Here is a 20,227-nt window from a genome sequence, read left to right as displayed (position 1 = left end):
TGCCATTTTCTACCGTGGACATAGTTCACGAGAGATGGGCAAAAGTCTATCACGGCTGTGCATTTGCAACGAGAAGTTGGCGATTGCGTATCTCGCGTGGGTTATGCGGGGCAGGTGGCGTGGCCTCGCGCTCAGGACACGACCGGGATGTGCACGATCCGGGCGAGTCCATGGAGACACCTCACGCAACGTGAGGCGCATCCACCGGATCGACCGTGATCACGCCGATCCGTAGCCAACAACTGAGCTCAGGTTTCTATTCGTCCCAAGTCGGAACGATCTGCAGGAGCCGCTGGGGCGGGCATCCATCCGGATGTCCGCCCATAGCCATGCCAACGCAGACCAGTTCATCGACATCGCACGAGTAGCAGCGTCTCTTGTGGGTCTTTCCGCATCAAGCGGAAGGAGCCCGCTGTGGCTACTCCTACTTTTTCAACCACCCAGGCACCTGGCAGTAAGTACCAGCCCTACGCCGTCCGTACCAAGAAGGTCGGCGGCAAGGTCTACACCCAGATCTACGTGCCTTCGACCATCTCGAAGGACGGCGCTCAAAACTATGCGTGGATCGAGCTCGTCGACCCACCCGTTGGAGACGAAGAACTTGGCCTGAGCGCCGATGAGGTTCTCGGCTTGCTCTACGACCCGACGTACGTGCCGGAGTGGAAGGTCGCATATCTGCGCGCTGCCTACCACAGTTTTCGTGCCGCTGAAAACGCTCGAAACCGTGGCGACCTCTCCTATAACGACTGGGAAGTCGAGGTCCACGACGGACCCCAGTATCTGAACGTCTCGGTTCACGAAGACCAGATCGACAGTGAGCTGGTTGTCGATTGGCTGCTGTCTCAGGTCAGCACCAAGCAAGCCGAACACATCCGCCTGCACGTGTTTGAGCGGCTCTCCTTCGTCGAGATCGCGCGTGATGAGCTGCCCCGTGCCGACGAAGCCGACGTGGCCAAGCGCGCGAACAGCATCGGGCGCTCGGTCAAGCGGGCTCTGAAAAAGCTTCGCGAATTCATCGAGCAGGAATGTCCGGATCTAGCTCCCGTCGGGGGCGTATGAGTGCCCGGCCCACATGAAGGCCAGCACAAACCGACGCTCATCTGATTCACAAGGAGGAAACGATGTCCAATCATCGCCTCAAGGTCACGTTGACTGACCAGCCCGAACCTGACGCTGCGGTCTCTACCCGCAAGGTCAGCATCCGAAGCAGGATCGCCCGCAAGCTGCTCGGCAACCCCCAGCAGCTCACCGTTCTCGTGCCGGGCAACCAGGTCCGCTCAGTAGAAATCATCCGCCCAGACGACGATCTCATGGCGCTGGCCCGTGCCGTCGGCGTTACCCAGAGTGGTGGTGATGCCGCGTGAACGTCACCGAAGCGAACCGCTACATCCCGGCGCTGAACCGGATCGCGGAGGGGGTCACGATGCTGGCCTCTGCGATCGAAGAGGCCGCGTGGGAATCGTTCGAGGATCACCCTGGTATGTCGGGGGCTCGCCCGATCGCCGCAGCCCAGCTCGCCCAGCCAGCACTGGAAGCTGCAGCCGAAGAGTACGTAGCGGCTCACCAGCCGCCAGCCCCGGAACCTGCCCCGGCCCCGGTCCCGGAGGTTGTGCAGGTGACGTTGGAGCAGGTCCGCACGGTGCTAGCGCGCCTGTCACAGGCAGGCCACACCGCGCAGGTGCGCGAGCTCATCCAGACAGCTGGTGCAAACAAGCTCTCCGAGGTTGACCCGTCCAACTTTGGGCAGCTGCTGGAGCAGGCGGAGGCGATTGCTGATGCCTGACCAGCACGCACTGCTCAGCGCCTCGGGAGCGCACCGGTGGTTGGCGTGCCCGCCGTCGGCAACGCTGGAGGCTGGGCTACCCGAGTCCTCCTCGTCTGCTGCCGAGCAAGGAACCGCCGCGCATGCTCTGGCGGAGTGGAAGCTGCGCCGAGCACTCCATGACGCTCCGACCACGAAGCCGGTCTCAAGCTGGCATGACGAGGAGATGGATGCCCTGACGGATGACTACGTGGCCTTCGTTCAGGAACGGCTGCGTGATGTGCGGCAGGTGTGTGCTGATCCGCAGGTGCTCATCGAGCAGCGCCTGGATTTCTCCCATGTGGTGCCGGGTGGGTTCGGTACCGGCGACTGCGTGATCATCGCCGAGCCCACGCTTCAGATCATCGATTTGAAGTACGGCCAGGGTGTCATGGTCGAGGCCGAGCACAATCCGCAGCTCATGCTCTATGCCCTCGGAGCGTTGAACGCGTTCGGGTCGCTGTACGACATCAACGAAGTGGCGGTGACGATCTTCCAGCCGAGACGCTCGAACGTCTCAACCTGGAGGGCTCCGGTGGCCGAGCTAGAGGCGTGGGCGGAACAGGTCGTCAAGCCTCGTGCCGCGCTGGCTGCCAGCGGGGATGGCGAGTTCGCTCCTGGTGAGTGGTGCCGGTTCTGCAAGCTCGCACCCACTTGCCGGACGCGCGCCGAGGCGAACCTTGCGCTTGCCAAGTACGAGTTCGCACCCCCTGCCGAGCTCAGCGATGCCGAGATCGCACAGGTGTTGGCCCAGCTTCCGGACCTGAAGGCGTGGGCTGCCGATGTGGAAGCGCACGCGCTGTCGCTGGCGGTGAACCAGGGCAAGACCTGGCCGGGGTTCAAGCTCGTCGAGGGCCGCTCGATCCGCAAATACTCCGACGAGGCCGCTGTCGCCCAGACAGCTGAGGCAGCCGGTGTCGACGTGTGGGATCGCAAGCTCAAGACCATCACCGCGCTGGAGAAGCAGCTGGGCAAGAAGCGCTTTTCCGATCTCCTCGGGGACCTCGTGGTCAAACCCGCTGGTAAGCCCACGCTGGTGCCCGAGTCCGATAAGAGGCCCGCACTGGAGATCCAGTCGGCAACAGATGAATTCACTGCAATCAAGTAACGAACAAGAAAGTAGGTAAGACAAGATGTCTGCAACAAATCCGACCCGTGTGGTCACCGGCGAAGTTCGCCTGTCCTACGCCAACATTTTCGAGGCAAAGTCCATCCAGGGCGGCAAGCCCAAGTACTCCGTGTCCCTGATCATCCCGAAGTCTGACACCGAGACCCTGGCCAAGATCGAGCGCGCCATCGACGCGGCGATCGACGCTGGGATTGGCAAGTTCGGTGGCAAGCGCCCGAACAAGGCCGCCTTGAAGCTCCCGCTGCGTGATGGTGATATCGAGCGCGATGATGAGGCTTATGCGAACGCGATGTTCGTCAACGCCAACTCGACCACCCCACCCCAGGTCGTGGGTACGGACCTGCAGCCGATCCTGGACGCCAACGAGGTCTACTCGGGCTGCTACGCGCGAGTGAGCATCAGCTTCTACGCGTTCAACACGAACGGCAACCGGGGTATCGCCTGCGGGCTGGGCAACATCCAGAAGCTGCGTGATGGCGAACCGCTCGGCGGCAACCGGATCAGCGCAGAGGCCGACTTCGGAGGCTTCGCAGCAGCCTCGGACGACTTCCTCAACTAGAAGAGCGGAGAAGCATCATGAACGAGTGTTATTCAGCAGCGCTGTCAGCAAACACCACCACAGTCGTGGAACTGATCGTTGGCGCTGTCCTCGGTCTCATCGTCATAAAGGTCGCCTCTGTGATTGCCGAACGGTGGACGATCCACCGCGATCGCAAGCGCATCGACAAGCTCATGGCTGATACCGAGGCTGAGCTCGAGAAGTATCACGCTGACCACGACCGCTAACCCTTCACCCGTGCTGGGAGGACACCACGCCCGCTTCAGGGTTGCGGTGTCCTCCCAGCACCCATTGTTTTCTAGGAGCTGTCGCGCATGCGTGAACTCTTCATTGACATCGAGACCTTCTCGCCGGTGAACCTGGCGAATTCCGGGGTGTACCCCTACGCCGACCACGACGGCTTCGAGCTCCTGCTGTTCGGTTACTCGATCGACGGCGGCCCGGTCGAGGTCGTCGATCTCGCCAACGGAGACCAACTGCCCGAGAAGGTGCTGGCCGCACTGGTTGACCCGCTCGTAGTGAAGTGGGCATTCAACGCCACGTTCGAGCGCATCTGCCTTTCAAGCTGGCTCGCCCGACAGTACCCGGAGCTCATGGCGGGCCGCAGATTTCTCAATCCTGCGCAGTGGCGCTGCACCATGGTCTGGAGCGCGTACCTCGGCCTGCCGATGAGCCTGGAGCAGGTCGCCACCGCCCTTGACCTTCCGGTACGAAAAGACGGTGCAGGTAAGAAACTCATCCGTCAGTTCTGTACCCCGGCCAAGCCCAGCGTGTTCAACCAAGGCGGGATGCGCAATCCACCCGCATCCGACCCGGACGGGTGGGAGCAGTTCATCTCCTACAACCGGCGCGACGTCGAGGTGGAGCTCGCGATCCACGACAGGCTGGCTGACTTCCCGATGCCCGAAGCCGAGTGGGACACCTACGCCCTGGACCAGAACGTCAACGACACCGGCATCCGGCTCGACCGGGTGCTCGTGGACAACGCTGTGGCGTGCGACCGGCAGCACCGCGCCACCACGCTTGCCCGGGCACAAGAGCTCACTGGACTGGAGAACCCGAACTCGCCGATCCAGCTCAAGGAGTGGCTTGCCGATCACGGCGCGCCCTTGCAGTCACTGACGAAAGACGAAGTCGCCGCCGCGCTCGACACCGCTACCGGCCAGGTGCGTGAGGTCCTCTTGCTGCGCGGTGAGCTTGCGAAGTCGTCGGTGAAGAAGTACGAGGCGATGCAGCACGTGGCAGGTCGTGATGGGCGCGGACGGGGGTTCCTCCAGTTCTACGGGGCAGGACGCACCGGGCGTTTCGCTGGCCGCCTCGTCCAAGTCCAAAACCTGCCCCGCAACTACCTACCAGACCTCAGTGAGGCCAGAAGCCTCGTGAGGACCGGAGACTTTGAAGCCGTCGAGCTGCTCTACGACTCCGTGCCCGACACGCTTAGCCAGCTGATCCGCACGGCGTTCATCCCCGCCGACGGTCACAGGTTCGTGGTGGCCGACTTCTCCGCGATCGAGGCGCGGGTCATCGCGTGGCTTGCAGGCGAGGCCACCACGCTTGAGGCCTTCCGTGACGGGAAGGATTTGTACTGCGAGACCGCGAGCCGCATGTTCGGTGTCCCCGTCGACAAGCACGGAGCCAACGCCGAGCTGCGTCAGAAGGGCAAGATCGCTGTGCTCGCCTGTGGCTATCAAGGCGGCGTCGGAGCTCTGAAAGCCATGGGGGCGCTGCGGATGGGGCTCGCCGAGTCCGAGCTCCAGCCGCTGGTCGATGCGTGGCGGGCAGCCAACCCCAGCGTTGTGCAACTGTGGGCCGACATCAACGCCGCCGCCATCGAGACGATCAGCACCCGCCAGCCGACAAGTGTTGGTGCGCTGACCTTCACCGTGGACTCCGGGATCATGTTCATCCGCCTGCCCTCCGGACGTCGCCTGGCCTACGTGAAACCCAAGCTGGGTGAGAACAGGTTCGGTGGCACTGCCATCACCCACGAGGGCATCACAACGGGACGCAAGTGGGGCCAGTTGGAAACCTACGGTGGGAAACTCACCGAGAACATCGTCCAAGCCGTCGCCCGAGACCTGCTCACGTACGCCATGCACCAGGTCGCTGAGGCTGGGCACAGGATCGTCATGCACGTCCATGACGAGATCGTCGTGGAGACCGCCACGGCCACCGTGGACGAGATCTGCAAGCTGATGTCCACCGCGCCCGACTGGGCAGCAGGGTTGCCGCTAGAGGCAGACGGGTACGCGTGTGATTTCTACATGAAGGACTGATATTGCTGGGCGGAATCGAGGCGACGATGGACATAGGAGAACAAGCTGAAGGCATCGAGGAAGTCATGTTTACCTTCCTCACTACCTAGTCGGGTTTTGTGAGCGCGGGGATTGCGATAGTGCCCGTGGATCCCTATAAGCAGGTTCTTAAAACCCTTGTGCTCTGATTTTTCCGACTCCGTGGAAAAGCTATTAATCACGAGCTTAGGGGCAGAATTGTTTGTTCCCAAAGCTGCGTCGAACAACTCCTGACCATCGTCTGTCAAGCTAGTAAGGATGCGGATGCGGTCAGGGATCGACTTGGCTGCCTCGGATATCGCGTGGAACAGAGACTCCGCGATCAGTTCTTGGCTGCAATACTCCATTAGGCGTTCGTGGGTACCGCGCCGCTGAAGTTCCTCCACGAGAGAGCTGGTAAGACGCTCGATATCATCGAATGTGCGTGCCGCCTCAGCGAGTTGGGTCAACTCGCCAGCATCGTCGATATGCCATCCTTCGGTCGCCAGCACCTTGTTGAGCAAGCGGCGCGAATCATTCCAACGCTGACGATCGGTGGTATGCCGTGCCGGGCTCATCGCAGTCGTTATGAACTCACGAGTGAGTTGACCTGCTTGCGCTGCGGACATTCCTTCCGTAAGCGCGCCAAACAGTCCTTCTCGCTTACTCCCGGCAACACGCGGTGGCGCACCAATGTCGAGGAGAAGCTCGTCGATTTGGCTTCCGCTTAGGCCCGGCAAATCGGTACTTGCCAGGACATTCGCAATACTGCGGATAGTCGAGCGTTGGGAGAAAGAATCGGACTGCATCACCGCTCCAGCTTCTCATGTGAGCGAGTGGCCTGAGTATTTCAGCAAGACCCGGGTGTCCGGATTCTTGCGCGCTCAGGGGCGTATGCGTGAGAGCCCGACGCGGCCGCACCCGTGGCTTGCTGGAATTCACGTCAATCCTGGCTCTTAGAAGGAGCCAGTCATGGCTACGAGAGATCTTCAGGTATTCACCAACGATGCCTTTGGAACGATCCGAACTGTCGAGCATGAGGACAAGGTGTATTTCTGTGGCCGTGATGTGGTCACGGCGCTTGGATACACCAATACCAGCAAGGCGATTCAGGATCATTGCCGTGGGGTTCCGTTTCGTTACCCCATCGTCGATGCGCTCGGGCGCACTCAAGAAGCCAGGTTCATCACCGAAGGTGACCTGTACCGGCTCATCTTCTCCTCCAAGCTCCCCGCAGCCCAGGACTTCGAAGCCTGGGTTGTCAACGAGGTCCTCCCCACGATCCGCCGCCATGGCGTCTACGCCATCGACGAACTCTTAGACAACGACGAGTTCCTCGAGCACGCCATCATCCAACTGCGCTCCGAGCGGGCCAAGCGGCTGGCAGCCGAACAAGCCCTGCTCGAGGCCGCCCCGAAGGTCTCCTACTACGACGTGGTGCTCCAGTCGGATTCCCTGCTGAGCATCACAGAAATCGCCAAAGACTACGGCCTGTCAGCCAAGAAGCTGAACACGCTGCTGCACGAGGCTGGGGTGCAGTTCAAGCAGTCCGGCCGCTGGTTCCTCTACGCCCGCTTCGCCGAGCAGGGCTACACGCAGTCCAAGACCCACGAATACGACGAGGGCAAGACCCGCACGCACATGTACTGGACCCAAAAGGGCCGTTTGTTCGTCTACGACTTGTTGAAGAACCAGTTCGGCCTGCTGCCGGTCATCGAACAGGACGGCGGTGCGGCATGACGACGACTGCTCTCACCACCGACCTGGGTTTCTCGCCCCACAACACGGAGGGCTACCCAGATCCCACCGCGTTCACAGCGCTGAAGAATCTCCAGCGCGCCGAGTACGGCTACCGGCCCTTGGTCTACATCTGCTCGCCGTACTCCGGTGACACAGAGAACAACGTGGGGCTGGCTCGCGCGTTGTGTGCTCACGCGGTGGCCCAGAACAAAATCCCACTAGCCCCGCACCTGCTGTTCCCGCAGTTCATGGACGACACCGACGCGAGCGACCGCGAGCTGGCGATGTTTTTCAACCGAATTCTTTTGAGCAAGTGCGAGGCGATCTGGGTCTACACGGCCCGTGTCTCGGCAGGGATGCGCGCCGAGATCGAATGGGCCCACCACCTCGAGCTGCCGATCACCTATTTCGACGCCGACTTTGAGGAGGTCACCCTATGAAGGCGATGACGATGTTCACCGCGCAGGTGGCAAGCCAGCAAAATAACGCCCACTACCCGAACCCGCACATCGTGACCACGGCAGCCGACCTGGAGGCGGTTACGCGGTTGGATCATGTGGTTGCCGAGTACGTGGGTGGCAGGCGCTCGGCTGGCAGTTTCGTGACCTCGAACTGCCTGGTCATGGACGTCGACAACTCCCACACCGAGAACCAGGCCACATGGGTCACCCCGGAGTCGCTGACGCAGCGGCTGCCGGGTGTGGCGTTGATGACCGCCACCAGCAGGAACCACCAAAAGGCGAAAGGTGCCCAGTCGGCAAGACCCCGCTTCCACGTCTACTTCCCAATTAACCCCGTGGCTGATGCTGACGCCTATGCGGGGCTGAAAAAGCAGCTCGCCGCCCGGTTTGAGTTCTTCGACCCTAACGCGATCGACGCAGGCCGGTTCATCTACGGCCATGATGATCCGAGTGTCACCGTGGTCGAGGGTGAACGCACCATCGACGCCTGGCTTGCCGACGCGGTCGATGAGGACGTGTTCGCCCAGTGGGATGACGCCACCCAGTCCATCGAGGAAGGCTCCCGGAATGCGACGTTGTCGAGGTTTGCTGGCAGGCTGCTGATTCGCCTCGGCACGACTGATGAGGCGCGCGACTTGTTTGACCGTAAGGCCGCCCGCTGCAACCCGCCGCTGCCCGAGGCGGAGGTGGAGGCGATCTGGCGGTCGGCCACCCGGTTCGCCAAGACGGTCGAGAACCAGCCCGGGTATGTGCCACCAGAGGATTTTGAGGCGAGCCTGGATTCTGTACGACCCGCCGATTACAGCGACGTCGGCCAAGCCCACGCCCTAGCCAAGGCGTACCCGGACTCGCTGCGCTACTCGGAGGCCACCGACTGGCTCGTCTATTACGACGGTGTCTGGTACGAATCCGCTCCCGCAGCCCAAGCCGTCGCCCAGGAGCTCACCGAACGCCAACTGGCCGAGGCCCACGAGCTGCTCGAAGACGCCAAAGACCAGCTCGCCGCCACGGGGGCTGCCATGTTGTTGGCGTCGATGTCGAAGGCGAAAGCCCAGGCCATGTTCAACGCCGCCCAGCAGAAGGCGTTCGCCGCGTTCGAGGACGCGAAAACCTATGCGGCCTACGCTCTCAAACGCCGCGAATCGCGCGGGATCACCAACTGCCTGAAAGAAGCCCGCCCCATGCTGCTGACCACCCCTGAGCAGCTGGATGCAGACCCGTATCTGCTCAACACCCCATCAGGTACCTACGATCTGCGCCACGGAGCCGCATCGCGCCGCGATCATGACCCGGCGGATCTGGTGACTAAGCAGACCAGCCTCGACCCTGGCACCGACGGGGCGCACCTGTGGCAGGAAGCCCTCGAGGTGTTCTTCCAGGGCGATGCTGAGCTCATCGCCTACGTGCAGCGCATCGTCGGTTTGGCTGCGATCGGGCAAGTGTTCGTCGAGGCCCTCGTTATCGCTTACGGGGATGGTCGTAACGGCAAATCGACGTTCTGGAACACGATCGCGAGGGTGCTGGGCACCTACGCGGGCAACATGAGTGCTGATGTGCTCACGATCGGTGGGATGCGCAACGTTAAACCGGAGCTGGCTGAGGCCAAAGGCAAACGCCTCATCATTTCCGCCGAGTCCGAAGAGGGCGTGCGCATGTCCACCTCCGTGGTCAAGCAGCTGGCCTCCACCGATCAGATCTACGCGGAGAAGAAGTACAAGGCACCGTTTGCCTTCACCCCATCGCACACCTTGATTCTCTACACGAACCATCTGCCCAGGGTGGGTGCGATGGATGCGGGCATCTGGCGCAGGCTCATCGTCATCCCCTTCGAGGCGAAGATCGAAGGCGCATCCGACATCAAGAACTATGCCGACTACCTCTACACGCAGGCAGGCGGGGCGATCCTGGCCTGGATTATGGAGGGCGCGCGCCTCATCCACGCCGAGGACTACCACCTCAAGGCTCCCGCCCGCGTGGTGGAGGCATCAGCGGCGTATCGGGAAGAGAACAACTGGTTCGCTCAGTTCCTTGACGCCAACTGCGACCTTGACCCGGGGCTGTCGGAACGGGCCGGGGATTTGTATCAGGCCTATCGGGCGTGGGCGATGTCGACCTCCGGGTGGGCGCGTCCCATGGTCGATTTCAACGCCACCGTCGAACACCACGGCTTCACACGTAAAAGGACGATGCACGGCATGTTCGTCCACGGTTTGGCCTTGAAGAACGAGTTCGACAACTAAGACAGACGGGCCTTATGACGACCTATGACGACCCATATGTGAGTTTGCTATAGGGCAGAAAATATAGCCCTTAGGAAAAGTCCATATCGCATCGTCATAGGTCGTCATGGGCCTCTCACACGAGAGGACATGAACCATGAACGAGCACGCAATCGAACAACACTTGAAGCAAGCCGTTGAGGCGATCGGCGGGATCTGCTGGAAATTCACCAGCCCCGGCACCGCAGGGGTTCCAGACCGCATCTGCATCCACCGTGGACGCGTCATCTTCGTCGAACTCAAAGCACCCGGACGCCTCCCACGCCCCATCCAACGCCGCCGCATCCAGCAACTCACAGACCACGGCATGGACGTAGTCGTCGTCGACAGCGTCGAAGGCACAAAGGAGGTGGCTGATGCGCTACGAGCCGCATGACTACCAACGACAGGCCACCCAGTTTGTGGAAGACCACCCGCAGGCCGTGATCCTCCTCGGGATGGGCCTAGGCAAGACGGTGATCACCTTGACGGCCATCTGGAATCTGCTGCTGGACTCCTTCCAGGCCCGCCGGGTCCTCATCGTCGCACCCCTGCGGGTCGCCCGCGACACCTGGCCTGCCGAAGCTACCAAGTGGGACCACCTGGCAGGACTCACCATCGCGGTCGCCGTCGGGTCGAAATCCCAGCGGGTGGATGCGCTTGCCGCCGAGGCGATGGTGACCGTCATCAACCGAGAGAACGTGCCTTGGCTGGTGAAACATCTCGGCAACACGTGGCCGTTCGACATGGTCGTCATCGACGAGCTGAGCTCGTTTAAGAACCACCGGGCGCAGAGGTTCAAAGCACTCGCAGCCGTGCGGCCACGTCTCACCCGGATCGTGGGGCTGACCGGCACACCAGCAGCCAACGGGCTGATGGACCTGTGGGCGCAGTTCCGTCTGCTGGATGAGGGCCAGCGCCTCGGCAGGTTCATCACCCACTACCGCAACCGCTGGTTCGTGCCCGATCGGCGAAACGGCCAGCAGATCTTCACCTACAAGCCCGCACCCGGTGCTGAGGACGAGATCTACGAGGCGATCAGCGACATCACCTTGTCGATGCGCACCACCGACTACCTGCGCCTGCCTGAGCTGACGGTCACCACGACGCTCGTCGACCTCGAACCGAAGGAGCGCAAAGCCTACGAGCGGTTGCGAGATGAGATGGTGCTCGACCTCGACGGGCAGGTCATCGACGCCGCGAACGCCGCAGCCCTGTCAGGCAAGCTGCTACAGCTGGCCTCCGGTGCGATCTACGACGAGGACGGCAACACCGTAGTGGTGCACGACCGCAAACTCGACGCGCTCGAAGACCTCGTGGAGGCCGCCAACGGGCAGCCGCTGCTCGTGGCCTACTGGTTCAAACACGACCGTGAGCGCATCACCACGCGGTTCCCCGGGGCCCGCGAGCTGACAACCAGCGCCGACATTACCCAGTGGAACGCCCGTGAGGTCCCGCTGGCACTGATCCACCCGGCCTCAGCCGGGCACGGGCTCAACCTCCAGCAAGGCGGCAACCTCCTGGTCTGGTTCTCCCTGACCTGGTCCCTGGAGCTCTACCAGCAGACCAACGCGAGGCTCTACCGCCAGGGACAAGACCAGCCGGTGACGATCACCCACCTGGCCGCAGACCACACCCTCGATGAGGCGGTACTGGCCGCGCTGGACAACAAAGACATGACACAGGCTGCGTTGATCAATGCGGTCGCCGACACTCTGGGAAAGCAGGCACACTCATGAACGACCACCCCATCTGGGACTACTTCGACTACCGCAAAGCCGCCATCGGCGTCCTCCAGGACTACGCAACCCAAGCTGTCATTCTCCAGCAAGGCGACGGGTACGCCAACGAGCTCAAAGCCTCACTGACCTCAATCGGCTCACCCCGATTCGACGGCCTGCCACGGGGCAACAACCCGCACGCCGGTGAAGCGAGAGTCTGCTCGATCCTCGACAACCTCGACGCGCTCAAAGCCCGCAACCAAAAAGCGCAGGCCTACATGGATTGGTTCAACCCGGCCTGGGAAAGCCTCAGCGACGATGACCGGCTGGTCCTCGAGGTCTTCTTCCTCGACGACCTCTCCGCCGAGGACGCCGCCGTCAAAGTCGCCGAACACTTCTACGTCGAACGCAAGACTGCCTTCGCCAAGAAGCAGCGCGCCCTTGCCCGCTTCGCGCGTCTCTTGTTCGGCAGAGACTGAAGCATTGGCGCGCATGAGTGTCGCAAAGAGGGGATGACTCTCAGGGTGTGCCTGTCGCATGCTGTAAGTGGTTGAAAAGTAGGTCCCGACCCCCAGACGAATCATCACGGTTCGTCTGGGGGTCGTTGCCATGAACGACAAGGGTGGTGAGACGGATGCCTTTCAAACCCAAGCGCCCGTGCTCCCAGCCCGGCTGCCCCGAGCTGACCGGCACCCGGTTCTGCCCGGCCCACGCTAAGGAAGAGGACGCCCGTTACCGCAACTACCAGCGCGACCCGAAGATCAACCGACGCTACGACCACCGGTGGCGAAAGATCCGCGCGGCCTACGTCGAAGCCCACCCGTTGTGCGAGGACTGCCTGGCCCGTGGCCGGTACACGCCCGTGGCTGAGGTCCACCACGTGATCCCGCTCGACCACGGCGGCACCCACGACGAGTCGAACCTGCGCAGTCTGTGCAAGCCGTGCCACTCGCGCCAGTCCGCGCTCGATGGCGACCGGTGGCGGCAAGCCCCTCGGGTCTACAGCTACTAAAAAGCGCTGTGTGCCCGCCTGTCGCGGCCTCCCTGCCGACCCTCACCTGTGCCAACCTCGACCCCGTTCGCCCGGCACGAGGCGACGTGGCGCGCTTGCCGAGGGGGTGGGGGCGAGCGGATCTCCACAGCTGGGCTGCTCCTCAGCGGGCGGGGCCAACCGTACACAAAAAGACCGAATCAAACAGGGTATTAACCCCCAAGCCCTCCATCACCGGGCTAACCGCCTGGAAGGAGGCGAGATTTCATGGCGAAAGACGGAACACTGCGCGGCGGACGCAGAGCAGGCTCAGGTGCGAAGCCCACACCTGCGTTTGAGAAGATCACCGAAGGCAAAGACGCACGCGTCCTCCACATCGCGTCGCTCGACCCACCAGATCTGGAAGCGGGCGGGGATCTTGAAGGTAGCGTAATGCCAGAACCTTCGGCTTATTTGGCGGCTGTGCAGCGTGATGGTAACCCTTTGGGTGCTGACGTAATCTACCGCGATACCTGGAACTGGCTCAAGGAGCGCGGCTGCGAAAAACTCGTAGCTCCACGGTTGATTGAGGCTTATGCGCAGAATTTTGCTCGGTTCATTCAATGCGAAGAAGCAATCTCCGATTTTGGCCTGTTGGGTAAGCATCCGACCACGGGGGCGGCTATCGCGTCCCCATTCGTGGCTATGTCTCAGTCGTTTAGCAAGCAGGCGAATACGCTCTGGTACGAGATTTTCGATGTGGTCAAAGCCAACTCGCTGGTGGACTACTCGGGGCCGACTCCTGCGGATAACGTGATGGAACGGCTACTTCAGGCACGCTCATAGTTATTGGCGTAGTGCGGGTGCGGTGTGGGCGTAGATGACGACCACTGCAATCAAGGCGATACAGACGGCGAAGGGTGCCAGCGGGTTCCACCCGTAAAGGGCGGTCGAAGCCAGCGGGGCAATCGCGTACGCCAACCCATTATTAGCGTTAATGATGCCAGCCACTGCGCCTTGCTCATCTGCACTCATCTTCAAGGTTGGGCCAGTGTTGTACCCGGGCATCGCCAGTCCCATACCTACCCCCAGCACGATACACCCGACAACCAGTAAAGCGTGCGAGGAGGTAGGCCAAATGAGCACAGTTGCAACTAGTGTAATGGTCAGACCAGTACGTAAAAGCTTCGCTGCTCCCCACCCTGTCTTTGGAGCAATCACCGCTTGGGCAATGATCATGGTCACGCCCATGATGGTCAGGTAAATCGCGGAAATACCTGCGGTCGCAGTTGCCGACAGGGCGAAGCGGTCTTGGACAGTGAATCCAAAAATCGTAGCAACAGAAGAAAACACAAAAAACATCACCAGACCAGTTGCTAGCCAGGGAGCTACACGCGGATCAGTGAAGCGAATCCGTTGAGGCTTTGCAAAAAGTTGCCCTTGGCTTTGAGGTGCGAAACTCACCAAGAGAACAACCAGACCAATCACCATCACAACGGGCATGACCACCAAGGGCAAGAGCAGGCCACCAGCAGCGGCTAACACGCCTCCAGTAACACCTCCAACAATGGAGGCCATCCCTTGAGCCGCTCCAATCATGCCCAGTGCTTTTACCCGCCCGTTCTCGCTGGCAGCATGCGTGACCAGGTGGGCTTGCGCGGTCGGGGCGATCGCTGAAATCCCTCCGCCATAGAGCAAACCACGAGTGATCACAACACCAAAAACTAGTCCGACACCGCCAACTACCTGGTTCATCCCCAGGTAGGAGACAATACCGAAGGCGCTCAAAGCGATGATCGCGATCACAAGCCCGGCAGCGAGTACACGTTTAGCGCCGACACGTTGGGAAGCTCGCCCCCAATAAGCACTCAAGCTCGCTAGTACAATCGCTGCCAAAGAGATAGTGGCGCCAATATGCCATTCCCGCAATCCCATCTGTCGTGACAGTGGCGCGATGATCGGATTGAGAATCATTTGCCCCATAAAGGCGAGAAAAACGATTCCCACTACCAGGTTCGCTTGCGCTCCTGGCTCAATAGAACTCTGTGTCGGCTTATTGCTACGAGGGTCAGGCATCACTACACTCCATTACTAGAACACTGTTTCACTTAGGGATATTGTAGAATGGTGTTCTAGTAAGGGTCAAGGAATAAGTTAAGGGTCACCTTATGAACACTGTGCTAACGGGGCGAAGGGCTGGGCTATCACGCGAGCTGATTGTCAAACAAGCTGTACAGTTAAGCGCGATCAGTGGCGTTGAGGGATGGTCAGTACGGGACATTGCCCGTGAACTGGGCGTGGTTCCCTCAGTGATTTATCATTATTTTCCAAACAAGGAAGCCATTTGTGATGCTGTTGTAGACCGGGTATGTGTCGGGATTGAAGTTCCCGACCCGGACCTTGAATGGAAAGCCTGGTTTCGAGCTATGGCTCACAATCTACGCCCCGCATTGTTAGCATATCCAGGGATTACCGACAGGTTCGCGCGGGGCAAGTTCACTGAACAGTTTTTGCCGATGATCGATGGAGCCTGGGCCAAACTACAAGAAGCTGGGTTTGGTGACAATTCGCCTGTGGCCTACACAATTATCGCGAACTCGATCATCCACACGATCGGAGCGAGAAACCTGCGCGCATCCAATCAAATCCAACCTCACCACAACCTGCACGAAACGCTTGTCAGGCTTGAGCCTATGATGGCTCAATCTGTTGGACTGACCAGTATTGTCAACTCTTACCTGGAGCCTCTCTCACACCTTGATGAAGAAGAAGCGATGTCCGAGGAATACTACGACCTCGTCATCGATGTGATCCTAGACGGCATCGAACACACCCTGCTGCCTTAACTCTGACCCACTTCTCAATCATCGTCTTAGTGAGCGCCCGCACAGCTGGCGCTCACTTTTTTATTCCCACCCCATATCAATTTATGAAAGCGAGTTGTATATGTCGTTGAAAACCGCTGAAAGCGTGCGCGCCGGGCACCCGGACAAGCTGTGCGACTACATCGCCGACTGCATTTTGGATCGTGCCCTCTACGAAGACCCTGCCGCCAGAGTGGCTGTCGAAGTGATGGCAACCAAAGCACGCATCTATGTCGCTGGCGAGATCACCTGCAAGGCAAAGCTTGAGATTCCGATACTGGTACGCGCAGCGCTTGAGCATGTGGGTTATGATCCGCGCCGGTTCCGCATCCGCGCCAAAATTCACTGCCAATCGAGCGATATTGCTGGCGGGGTCGATAAATCTTTAGAAGCACGCCACGGTGATACGAGTTCTCACGTAATGGTTGGTGCTGGCGATCAAGGCACCGTCTACGGCTACGCCACAGCCGAGAGCGAAGAACGACTCCCGTTGCCACTGGTTTATGCTCACCGGATCTGCAAGCGTCTCGATCAAGCATTCACAGACGGCAAGATTCCAGAGCTCGGCCCGGACGGGAAAGCCCAGGTCACTGTTGAGTATGACGGCGAAACCCCTAAACGTATCGCCACGATTGTGGTCTCGGTCCAGCACAAGCCAGGCATTAACGTGGAGGATTTCAACCAGCGTCTGATTTCGCTGGTTATCTCGGCGGCGTGTCGCGAGATCGAAATCGACGAACACACCGAAATCCTGATCAACCCTTCAGGGCGTTTCGTCGAGGGTGGCCCCACCGCTGATACCGGGCTGACCGGGCGCAAGCTCATGGTCGACACCTACGGTGGGCTCGGCCCGCACGGCGGTGGCGCGTTCTCGGGTAAGGACCCCTCCAAGGTCGACCGGACGGGTGCGTACATGGCGCGCCTGATCGCGAAGACCTTGGTGGATGCGCGCCTGGCCGAAGAATGCCACGTCGCTATCTCCTATGCGATTGGTAAGGCTGACCCGGTCGCGTTCCACATCGACACCTTCGGCACGGGCCAGCACCCGGACTGGCTGCTCACCGACGCCGCCCTGGCGGTCTTCCCGCTGCGACCGGCCGCGATCATCGAACGCCTCGGCCTTAGAGCCCCCATCTACGCGAAGCTTGCCACCTGCGGGCACATGGGCCATGGCCTGAGCGAGTGGGAATGGACACTGCCATATGCCGACAAGCTCAGAGAAGAGGTGACCCGCCGTGCTCATCAAGCAGCTACCCATCAGTGAGCTCAAGCCCGCCGACTACAACCCGCGTAAGGACCTGAAGCCCGGGGACGCGGACTACGAGAAACTCAAGCGGTCGCTGACCGAGTTCGGTTACGTCGAGCCGGTGATCTACAACCACACCACCGGCCACGTCGTCGGCGGCCACCAGCGCCTGAAAGTACTCGCTGACCTTGGCCACACCGATGTTGACTGCGTGGTCGTCGAGCTGGACGAGACCCGCGAAAAGGCCCTGAACGTCGCGCTGAACAAGATCAGCGGCGACTGGGATGAATCCAAGCTGGCCCTGCTCATCGCCGACCTGGACGCGGCTGACTTTGATGCCGAGCTCACCGGCTTCGACGATGACGAAATCCAGGCGATGATTGGTTCCCTCGACGATGACGAGGTCACCGATGACGGCTTCGATCTCACCGCCGCGCTCGAGGCCGCATCGTTCGTCCAGCGCGGCGACATTTGGACTGTCGGCAGGCACCGGCTGGTCTGCGGGGATGCCACCAACGCAGACGATGTCGCGGTGCTCATGGATGGCAAGAGCGCGAACCTGGTGCTTACCGACCCGCCCTACAACGTGGCCTTCGAGTCCTCCGACGGGCTCACGATCAAGAACGATGCGATGAGGGCCGACTCGTTCTACGAGTTCCTACTCGTCGCGTTTACCAACATGGCGGGTGTTCTCGACAAGGGTGGGTCGGCGTATGTGTTTCACGCCGACACCGAAGGGCTGAACTTCCGCAAAGCGTTCATCGACGCTGGGTTCAAGCTCTCCGGCTGCTGCATCTGGGTCAAAGACTCCCTTGTCCTGGGACGCTCGCCGTACCAGTGGCAGCACGAACCAGTGCTCTACGGGTGGAAGCAAGGTGCCAAGCACAAGTGGTTCGCTGACCGGAAACAGACCACGATCTGGAACTTCGCCAAGCCGCGAAGGAACTCCGACCACCCGACGAGCAAGCCGCTGGACCTGTTGGCTTATCCGATCCGCAACTCCACCCAGGCCAACGCGATCATCCTCGACACCTTCGCTGGCAGCGGTTCGACCCTGATGGCCGCCGAGCAGACCGACCGCATCGCCTACCTCATGGAGTTGGACGAGAAGTACGCCTCGGTGATCCTGCGCCGCTACGCCGAGGCGACCGGGGACGCGGCCGGGATCACCTGCCAGCGAGGCAACACCCAGTACACGTATCTGGATCTGGTCAAACAGGTCGACCGCGACCGCGAATAAAACCCCGCAATATGCAGGGAAAACAGGGGCGTGAAACTGAGCCGTTGATGAGGGCAAAAACGACTGGATAAGCGGAAAAACGTATGGCTGTATGTACATGACCGAAAGCACCCCCAGCCCCGGGGAATCGAGCGAAAAGGACTGGTCATGAGTGAATTACACATCGAAATCAGCGAACTCATCGCAGCCGGAGTCAACGTCTACGACCCCGAGGAAACCCTGCGGGTTGCCAGAGCTCGCGGCTACCAGCTGGTGGTGCGCGTGATCGAATACGACCCGACGCGTTTCCTCAGCATGGTGGCCGCCTGGTTCGAGAAGGAGGTCGTGGCATGAGCATCCTCGCCTTCACCCCGCACAAAACGGGCAGGAAAAAGCTCGCCCAGCTTCTCGCCGATCACCTTGGCACCGAGGCCACCTATCTGGGCACGCCCTCGTTTGCCTACCAAATCGCAGACGCCACGCTGGATCGGGACTGGACCCTCTACCTGCCAGATGGTATCGAGGCGCAGGCCGTGCTCGAGTCCGCACACAAGGCGGGCTTTGAAACCGCCGACCCGGGCGAGGTGGCGTTGACGGTCACGATGCCCACCACCGGGTGGAGTGAGCGCACTCGCGCCAACCTCGAAGCGCTCCTAGCGGCCAAAGGGCCACTGATCGCCAAGGCCTTGGGCATCCCGGCCACACCCGTGCAGTTCAACGATGACGAGACCGTCTCGTTCCCGTGGTGTGAGTCGATTACGCCGGAGACGGCACGCGAGGCGGTGATCCCGCTTGTGGCCAGGCTCTGCCAACGCGCCCAGGAGGCAACCCGGATCCGATCCACACCGCCTGCACCGGGCAATGACAAGTACACGATGCGCTGCTTCCTGCTCTCCCTGGGCTTCATCGGCCCCGAACACAAGCAGGCACGCCGCATCCTGCTGGCAGGCCTGGAAGGCGACGCCGCCTGGCGCACCCCTGCAAGTAGGAAAGAGGACTGACCATGACTCCTGGCCAGCGGGTGCGCCTGATCGCCACCAGCGACCCGTACACGACGCTGCGCCCTGGTGTGCTTGGCACCGTGGCGTTCGTCGACGACCTCGGCACCGTCCACGTCGACTGGGACACCGGATCGAATCTGGGGCTGATCCCGGGCGAGGACTCCTGGGAAACCCTACCCACCAAAAAGCCCGAAAAATAGCGGCTCATCAGGGCAAATAATGACTGGATAAGTGCCCGCACCTATGGCTGTATGTACATGAAAAAAGAACACCACCTGAGGAAAGGACAACAGCCATGAACACCACCGAGAAGCTCACCACCGAAGCCCTGCAGATGCGCGTCGACTCCTACGGGGCGATCCTCGCACACGGCGACTACACGCTGGCTTCTTTCGTGACCTGGACCAAGAAAGACGGCTACGGCAACAGCGCCCAGGTCTACCGCCTGACCGAAGCCCCGATCGACGGCTTCGGCCCGAACTCGCGCGGCCGCAGCGAATGCGCCCTGGAGCTCATCGCCGAGGCTGACCAGCTTTTCGACGATGCCGGGCATGCTATCGCTTGGGCCCTCGCCCAGATCCCCGCCACAACCCAGGAGTAACAAGCATGGAGGCCACTGGGCACCTGATCACAAGCCACCTTCAGATCCCCGCCGACGCGGTGGCGCACGGTGACATCCAGGCTGTCGCTGAGATCCCCTTCAGCGTGCTGGAGGAGCTCGCTGAGGAGGTCGGGGCCGAGAAGATCCCCGTCCACACGCTCAGCTGCATCGGCTGGTACTACACCAAAGCCGATCAGATCATCGCCCTGGCCAGGCAGCGCAGCCTGTCCGATTGGAGCTACGGCGGTTTCGACACCGGCCAGGTGGTCGCCAACTTCCGCCACACCTACTGCTAACCCCTCGCGCCGCCCCGACCACGCAAACGGGCCGAGCCTGGCCCGAGGTGATCCGTTTCGCCCCACATGGTTGGGGCTTTTCTTATGC

Annotated in this window: 25 protein-coding genes; 23 read left to right on the top strand and 2 right to left on the bottom strand. The window is 61.1% G+C overall.

The window, feature by feature from the left end:
• Positions 1 to 414: 414 nt before the first annotated feature.
• The 7 genes from JMV54_RS05725 (at position 415) to JMV54_RS05695 (ending at position 5,765) form a co-directional block, all read left to right on the top strand.
• Complete coding sequence (locus JMV54_RS05725) at positions 415 to 1,059, top strand: sigma-70 family RNA polymerase sigma factor (protein ID WP_201517967.1); 645 nt, start codon at positions 415 to 417, stop codon at positions 1,057 to 1,059.
• Positions 1,060 to 1,121: 62 nt separating this feature from the next.
• Positions 1,122 to 1,364 carry a hypothetical protein gene (locus JMV54_RS05720; RefSeq protein ID WP_005295507.1) on the top strand — a complete coding sequence of 81 codons (243 nt, stop codon included), beginning with the start codon at positions 1,122 to 1,124 and terminating at the stop codon, positions 1,362 to 1,364.
• Complete coding sequence (locus JMV54_RS05715; protein ID WP_201517966.1) at positions 1,361 to 1,783, top strand: hypothetical protein; 423 nt, start codon at positions 1,361 to 1,363, stop codon at positions 1,781 to 1,783. The genes JMV54_RS05720 and JMV54_RS05715 overlap by 4 nt, the downstream gene beginning before the upstream one ends.
• Positions 1,776 to 2,909, top strand: coding sequence for a DUF2800 domain-containing protein (locus JMV54_RS05710; RefSeq protein WP_201517965.1), 1,134 nt, complete (start codon positions 1,776 to 1,778; stop codon positions 2,907 to 2,909). Before JMV54_RS05715 ends, JMV54_RS05710 begins: the two co-directional genes overlap by 8 nt.
• Before the next feature lie 25 nt (positions 2,910 to 2,934).
• Complete coding sequence (locus tag JMV54_RS05705; protein WP_013888887.1) at positions 2,935 to 3,489, top strand: DUF2815 family protein; 555 nt, start codon at positions 2,935 to 2,937, stop codon at positions 3,487 to 3,489.
• A gap of 17 nt (positions 3,490 to 3,506) precedes the next feature.
• Positions 3,507 to 3,716 (top strand): DUF1049 domain-containing protein, encoded by a 210-nt coding sequence (locus JMV54_RS05700; RefSeq protein ID WP_071345769.1) that lies wholly within the window; start codon positions 3,507 to 3,509, stop codon positions 3,714 to 3,716.
• 87 nt (positions 3,717 to 3,803) lie between these two features.
• Complete coding sequence (locus tag JMV54_RS05695; RefSeq protein ID WP_201517964.1) at positions 3,804 to 5,765, top strand: DNA polymerase; 1,962 nt, start codon at positions 3,804 to 3,806, stop codon at positions 5,763 to 5,765.
• Here JMV54_RS05695 and JMV54_RS05690 read toward each other — a convergent pair.
• Positions 5,750 to 6,571: a TIGR02391 family protein gene (locus JMV54_RS05690; protein WP_201518002.1), complete on the bottom strand. Its 822-nt coding sequence runs from the start codon at positions 6,569 to 6,571 to the stop codon at positions 5,750 to 5,752. The genes JMV54_RS05695 and JMV54_RS05690 overlap by 16 nt on opposite strands.
• 163 nt (positions 6,572 to 6,734) lie before the next feature.
• On the opposite strand from JMV54_RS05690, the gene JMV54_RS05685 reads away from it, so the two are divergent.
• From JMV54_RS05685 to JMV54_RS05650, 8 genes are all read left to right on the top strand, one after another.
• Positions 6,735 to 7,502 (top strand): phage antirepressor, encoded by a 768-nt coding sequence (locus JMV54_RS05685; RefSeq protein ID WP_201517963.1) that lies wholly within the window; start codon positions 6,735 to 6,737, stop codon positions 7,500 to 7,502.
• Entirely contained in the window at positions 7,499 to 7,942 is a 444-nt protein-coding gene (locus JMV54_RS05680; RefSeq protein WP_005295525.1) for a DUF7768 domain-containing protein, read from the top strand. The genes JMV54_RS05685 and JMV54_RS05680 overlap by 4 nt, the downstream gene beginning before the upstream one ends.
• Complete coding sequence (locus tag JMV54_RS05675) at positions 7,939 to 10,203, top strand: phage/plasmid primase, P4 family (RefSeq protein ID WP_201517962.1); 2,265 nt, start codon at positions 7,939 to 7,941, stop codon at positions 10,201 to 10,203. Before JMV54_RS05680 ends, JMV54_RS05675 begins: the two co-directional genes overlap by 4 nt.
• A 136-nt stretch (positions 10,204 to 10,339) precedes the next feature.
• The gene (locus JMV54_RS05670; protein ID WP_013888891.1) at positions 10,340 to 10,618 is read left to right on the top strand and encodes a VRR-NUC domain-containing protein; all 279 of its coding nucleotides are present in this window, start codon (positions 10,340 to 10,342) and stop codon (positions 10,616 to 10,618) included.
• Positions 10,599 to 11,960: a DEAD/DEAH box helicase gene (locus JMV54_RS05665; protein ID WP_013888892.1), complete on the top strand. Its 1,362-nt coding sequence runs from the start codon at positions 10,599 to 10,601 to the stop codon at positions 11,958 to 11,960. The genes JMV54_RS05670 and JMV54_RS05665 overlap by 20 nt, the downstream gene beginning before the upstream one ends.
• The gene (locus tag JMV54_RS05660; RefSeq protein WP_005295537.1) at positions 11,957 to 12,421 is read left to right on the top strand and encodes a hypothetical protein; all 465 of its coding nucleotides are present in this window, start codon (positions 11,957 to 11,959) and stop codon (positions 12,419 to 12,421) included. Before JMV54_RS05665 ends, JMV54_RS05660 begins: the two co-directional genes overlap by 4 nt.
• A gap of 155 nt (positions 12,422 to 12,576) precedes the next feature.
• Positions 12,577 to 12,954 (top strand): HNH endonuclease, encoded by a 378-nt coding sequence (locus JMV54_RS05655; RefSeq protein ID WP_005295540.1) that lies wholly within the window; start codon positions 12,577 to 12,579, stop codon positions 12,952 to 12,954.
• Between the two features lie 246 nt (positions 12,955 to 13,200).
• Positions 13,201 to 13,758: a P27 family phage terminase small subunit gene (locus tag JMV54_RS05650; RefSeq protein ID WP_042406079.1), complete on the top strand. Its 558-nt coding sequence runs from the start codon at positions 13,201 to 13,203 to the stop codon at positions 13,756 to 13,758.
• Here the strand turns inward: JMV54_RS05650 and JMV54_RS05645 are convergent, their stop codons facing one another.
• A complete protein-coding gene (locus tag JMV54_RS05645; protein WP_201517961.1) occupies positions 13,759 to 14,988 on the bottom strand; it encodes an MFS transporter in 1,230 nt (409 codons plus the stop codon). It abuts the gene before it with no gap.
• Between the two features lie 92 nt (positions 14,989 to 15,080).
• On the opposite strand from JMV54_RS05645, the gene JMV54_RS05640 reads away from it, so the two are divergent.
• The 8 genes from JMV54_RS05640 to JMV54_RS05605 all read left to right on the top strand — a co-directional run bounded on the left by JMV54_RS05640 (position 15,081) and on the right by JMV54_RS05605 (position 20,139).
• Positions 15,081 to 15,758 (top strand): TetR/AcrR family transcriptional regulator, encoded by a 678-nt coding sequence (locus JMV54_RS05640; RefSeq protein ID WP_201517960.1) that lies wholly within the window; start codon positions 15,081 to 15,083, stop codon positions 15,756 to 15,758.
• A 100-nt stretch (positions 15,759 to 15,858) separates the two neighbouring features.
• Entirely contained in the window at positions 15,859 to 17,040 is a 1,182-nt protein-coding gene (gene metK / locus JMV54_RS05635) for a methionine adenosyltransferase (RefSeq protein ID WP_201517959.1), read from the top strand.
• Positions 17,012 to 18,262, top strand: coding sequence for a site-specific DNA-methyltransferase (locus JMV54_RS05630; protein WP_201517958.1), 1,251 nt, complete (start codon positions 17,012 to 17,014; stop codon positions 18,260 to 18,262). The genes metK and JMV54_RS05630 overlap by 29 nt, the downstream gene beginning before the upstream one ends.
• Before the next feature lie 147 nt (positions 18,263 to 18,409).
• Entirely contained in the window at positions 18,410 to 18,595 is a 186-nt protein-coding gene (locus tag JMV54_RS05625) for a hypothetical protein (protein ID WP_034375438.1), read from the top strand.
• Complete coding sequence (locus JMV54_RS05620) at positions 18,592 to 19,242, top strand: hypothetical protein (protein WP_201517957.1); 651 nt, start codon at positions 18,592 to 18,594, stop codon at positions 19,240 to 19,242. The genes JMV54_RS05625 and JMV54_RS05620 overlap by 4 nt, the downstream gene beginning before the upstream one ends.
• A gap of 2 nt (positions 19,243 to 19,244) precedes the next feature.
• Positions 19,245 to 19,442 carry a DUF4314 domain-containing protein gene (locus tag JMV54_RS05615; RefSeq protein ID WP_201517956.1) on the top strand — a complete coding sequence of 66 codons (198 nt, stop codon included), beginning with the start codon at positions 19,245 to 19,247 and terminating at the stop codon, positions 19,440 to 19,442.
• Positions 19,443 to 19,537: 95 nt separating this feature from the next.
• Positions 19,538 to 19,843 (top strand): Nmad4 family putative nucleotide modification protein, encoded by a 306-nt coding sequence (locus JMV54_RS05610; protein WP_013888257.1) that lies wholly within the window; start codon positions 19,538 to 19,540, stop codon positions 19,841 to 19,843.
• A gap of 5 nt (positions 19,844 to 19,848) precedes the next feature.
• Positions 19,849 to 20,139 (top strand): hypothetical protein, encoded by a 291-nt coding sequence (locus tag JMV54_RS05605; RefSeq protein WP_201517955.1) that lies wholly within the window; start codon positions 19,849 to 19,851, stop codon positions 20,137 to 20,139.
• Positions 20,140 to 20,227 lie beyond the last annotated feature (88 nt).

It is taken from the genome of Gulosibacter hominis (assembly GCF_904842695.1).
Lineage (GTDB): Bacteria > Actinomycetota > Actinomycetes > Actinomycetales > Microbacteriaceae > Gulosibacter > Gulosibacter hominis.
The sequence above is the reverse complement of the archived record's forward strand: the minus strand, read 5'-3'. Positions and strand labels throughout refer to the sequence as shown.

What these genes read in the sequence shown, in the direction of transcription:
- JMV54_RS05720 (WP_005295507.1), top strand. Translation starts at nt 1,122, where the DNA reads ATGTCCAATCATCGCCTCAAGGTCACGTTGACTGACCAGCCCGAACCT.
- JMV54_RS05710 (WP_201517965.1), top strand. Translation starts at nt 1,776, where the DNA reads ATGCCTGACCAGCACGCACTGCTCAGCGCCTCGGGAGCGCACCGGTGG.
- JMV54_RS05705 (WP_013888887.1), top strand. Translation starts at nt 2,935, where the DNA reads ATGTCTGCAACAAATCCGACCCGTGTGGTCACCGGCGAAGTTCGCCTG.
- JMV54_RS05700 (WP_071345769.1), top strand. Translation starts at nt 3,507, where the DNA reads ATGAACGAGTGTTATTCAGCAGCGCTGTCAGCAAACACCACCACAGTC.
- JMV54_RS05695 (WP_201517964.1), top strand. Translation starts at nt 3,804, where the DNA reads ATGCGTGAACTCTTCATTGACATCGAGACCTTCTCGCCGGTGAACCTG.
- JMV54_RS05690 (WP_201518002.1), bottom strand. Translation starts at nt 6,571, where the DNA reads ATGCAGTCCGATTCTTTCTCCCAACGCTCGACTATCCGCAGTATTGCG.
- JMV54_RS05685 (WP_201517963.1), top strand. Translation starts at nt 6,735, where the DNA reads ATGGCTACGAGAGATCTTCAGGTATTCACCAACGATGCCTTTGGAACG.
- JMV54_RS05680 (WP_005295525.1), top strand. Translation starts at nt 7,499, where the DNA reads ATGACGACGACTGCTCTCACCACCGACCTGGGTTTCTCGCCCCACAAC.
- JMV54_RS05675 (WP_201517962.1), top strand. Translation starts at nt 7,939, where the DNA reads ATGAAGGCGATGACGATGTTCACCGCGCAGGTGGCAAGCCAGCAAAAT.
- JMV54_RS05670 (WP_013888891.1), top strand. Translation starts at nt 10,340, where the DNA reads ATGAACGAGCACGCAATCGAACAACACTTGAAGCAAGCCGTTGAGGCG.
- JMV54_RS05665 (WP_013888892.1), top strand. Translation starts at nt 10,599, where the DNA reads ATGCGCTACGAGCCGCATGACTACCAACGACAGGCCACCCAGTTTGTG.
- JMV54_RS05660 (WP_005295537.1), top strand. Translation starts at nt 11,957, where the DNA reads ATGAACGACCACCCCATCTGGGACTACTTCGACTACCGCAAAGCCGCC.
- JMV54_RS05655 (WP_005295540.1), top strand. Translation starts at nt 12,577, where the DNA reads ATGCCTTTCAAACCCAAGCGCCCGTGCTCCCAGCCCGGCTGCCCCGAG.
- JMV54_RS05650 (WP_042406079.1), top strand. Translation starts at nt 13,201, where the DNA reads ATGGCGAAAGACGGAACACTGCGCGGCGGACGCAGAGCAGGCTCAGGT.
- JMV54_RS05645 (WP_201517961.1), bottom strand. Translation starts at nt 14,988, where the DNA reads ATGCCTGACCCTCGTAGCAATAAGCCGACACAGAGTTCTATTGAGCCA.
- JMV54_RS05640 (WP_201517960.1), top strand. Translation starts at nt 15,081, where the DNA reads ATGAACACTGTGCTAACGGGGCGAAGGGCTGGGCTATCACGCGAGCTG.
- metK (WP_201517959.1), top strand. Translation starts at nt 15,859, where the DNA reads ATGTCGTTGAAAACCGCTGAAAGCGTGCGCGCCGGGCACCCGGACAAG.
- JMV54_RS05625 (WP_034375438.1), top strand. Translation starts at nt 18,410, where the DNA reads ATGAGTGAATTACACATCGAAATCAGCGAACTCATCGCAGCCGGAGTC.
- JMV54_RS05620 (WP_201517957.1), top strand. Translation starts at nt 18,592, where the DNA reads ATGAGCATCCTCGCCTTCACCCCGCACAAAACGGGCAGGAAAAAGCTC.
- JMV54_RS05615 (WP_201517956.1), top strand. Translation starts at nt 19,245, where the DNA reads ATGACTCCTGGCCAGCGGGTGCGCCTGATCGCCACCAGCGACCCGTAC.
- JMV54_RS05610 (WP_013888257.1), top strand. Translation starts at nt 19,538, where the DNA reads ATGAACACCACCGAGAAGCTCACCACCGAAGCCCTGCAGATGCGCGTC.
- JMV54_RS05605 (WP_201517955.1), top strand. Translation starts at nt 19,849, where the DNA reads ATGGAGGCCACTGGGCACCTGATCACAAGCCACCTTCAGATCCCCGCC.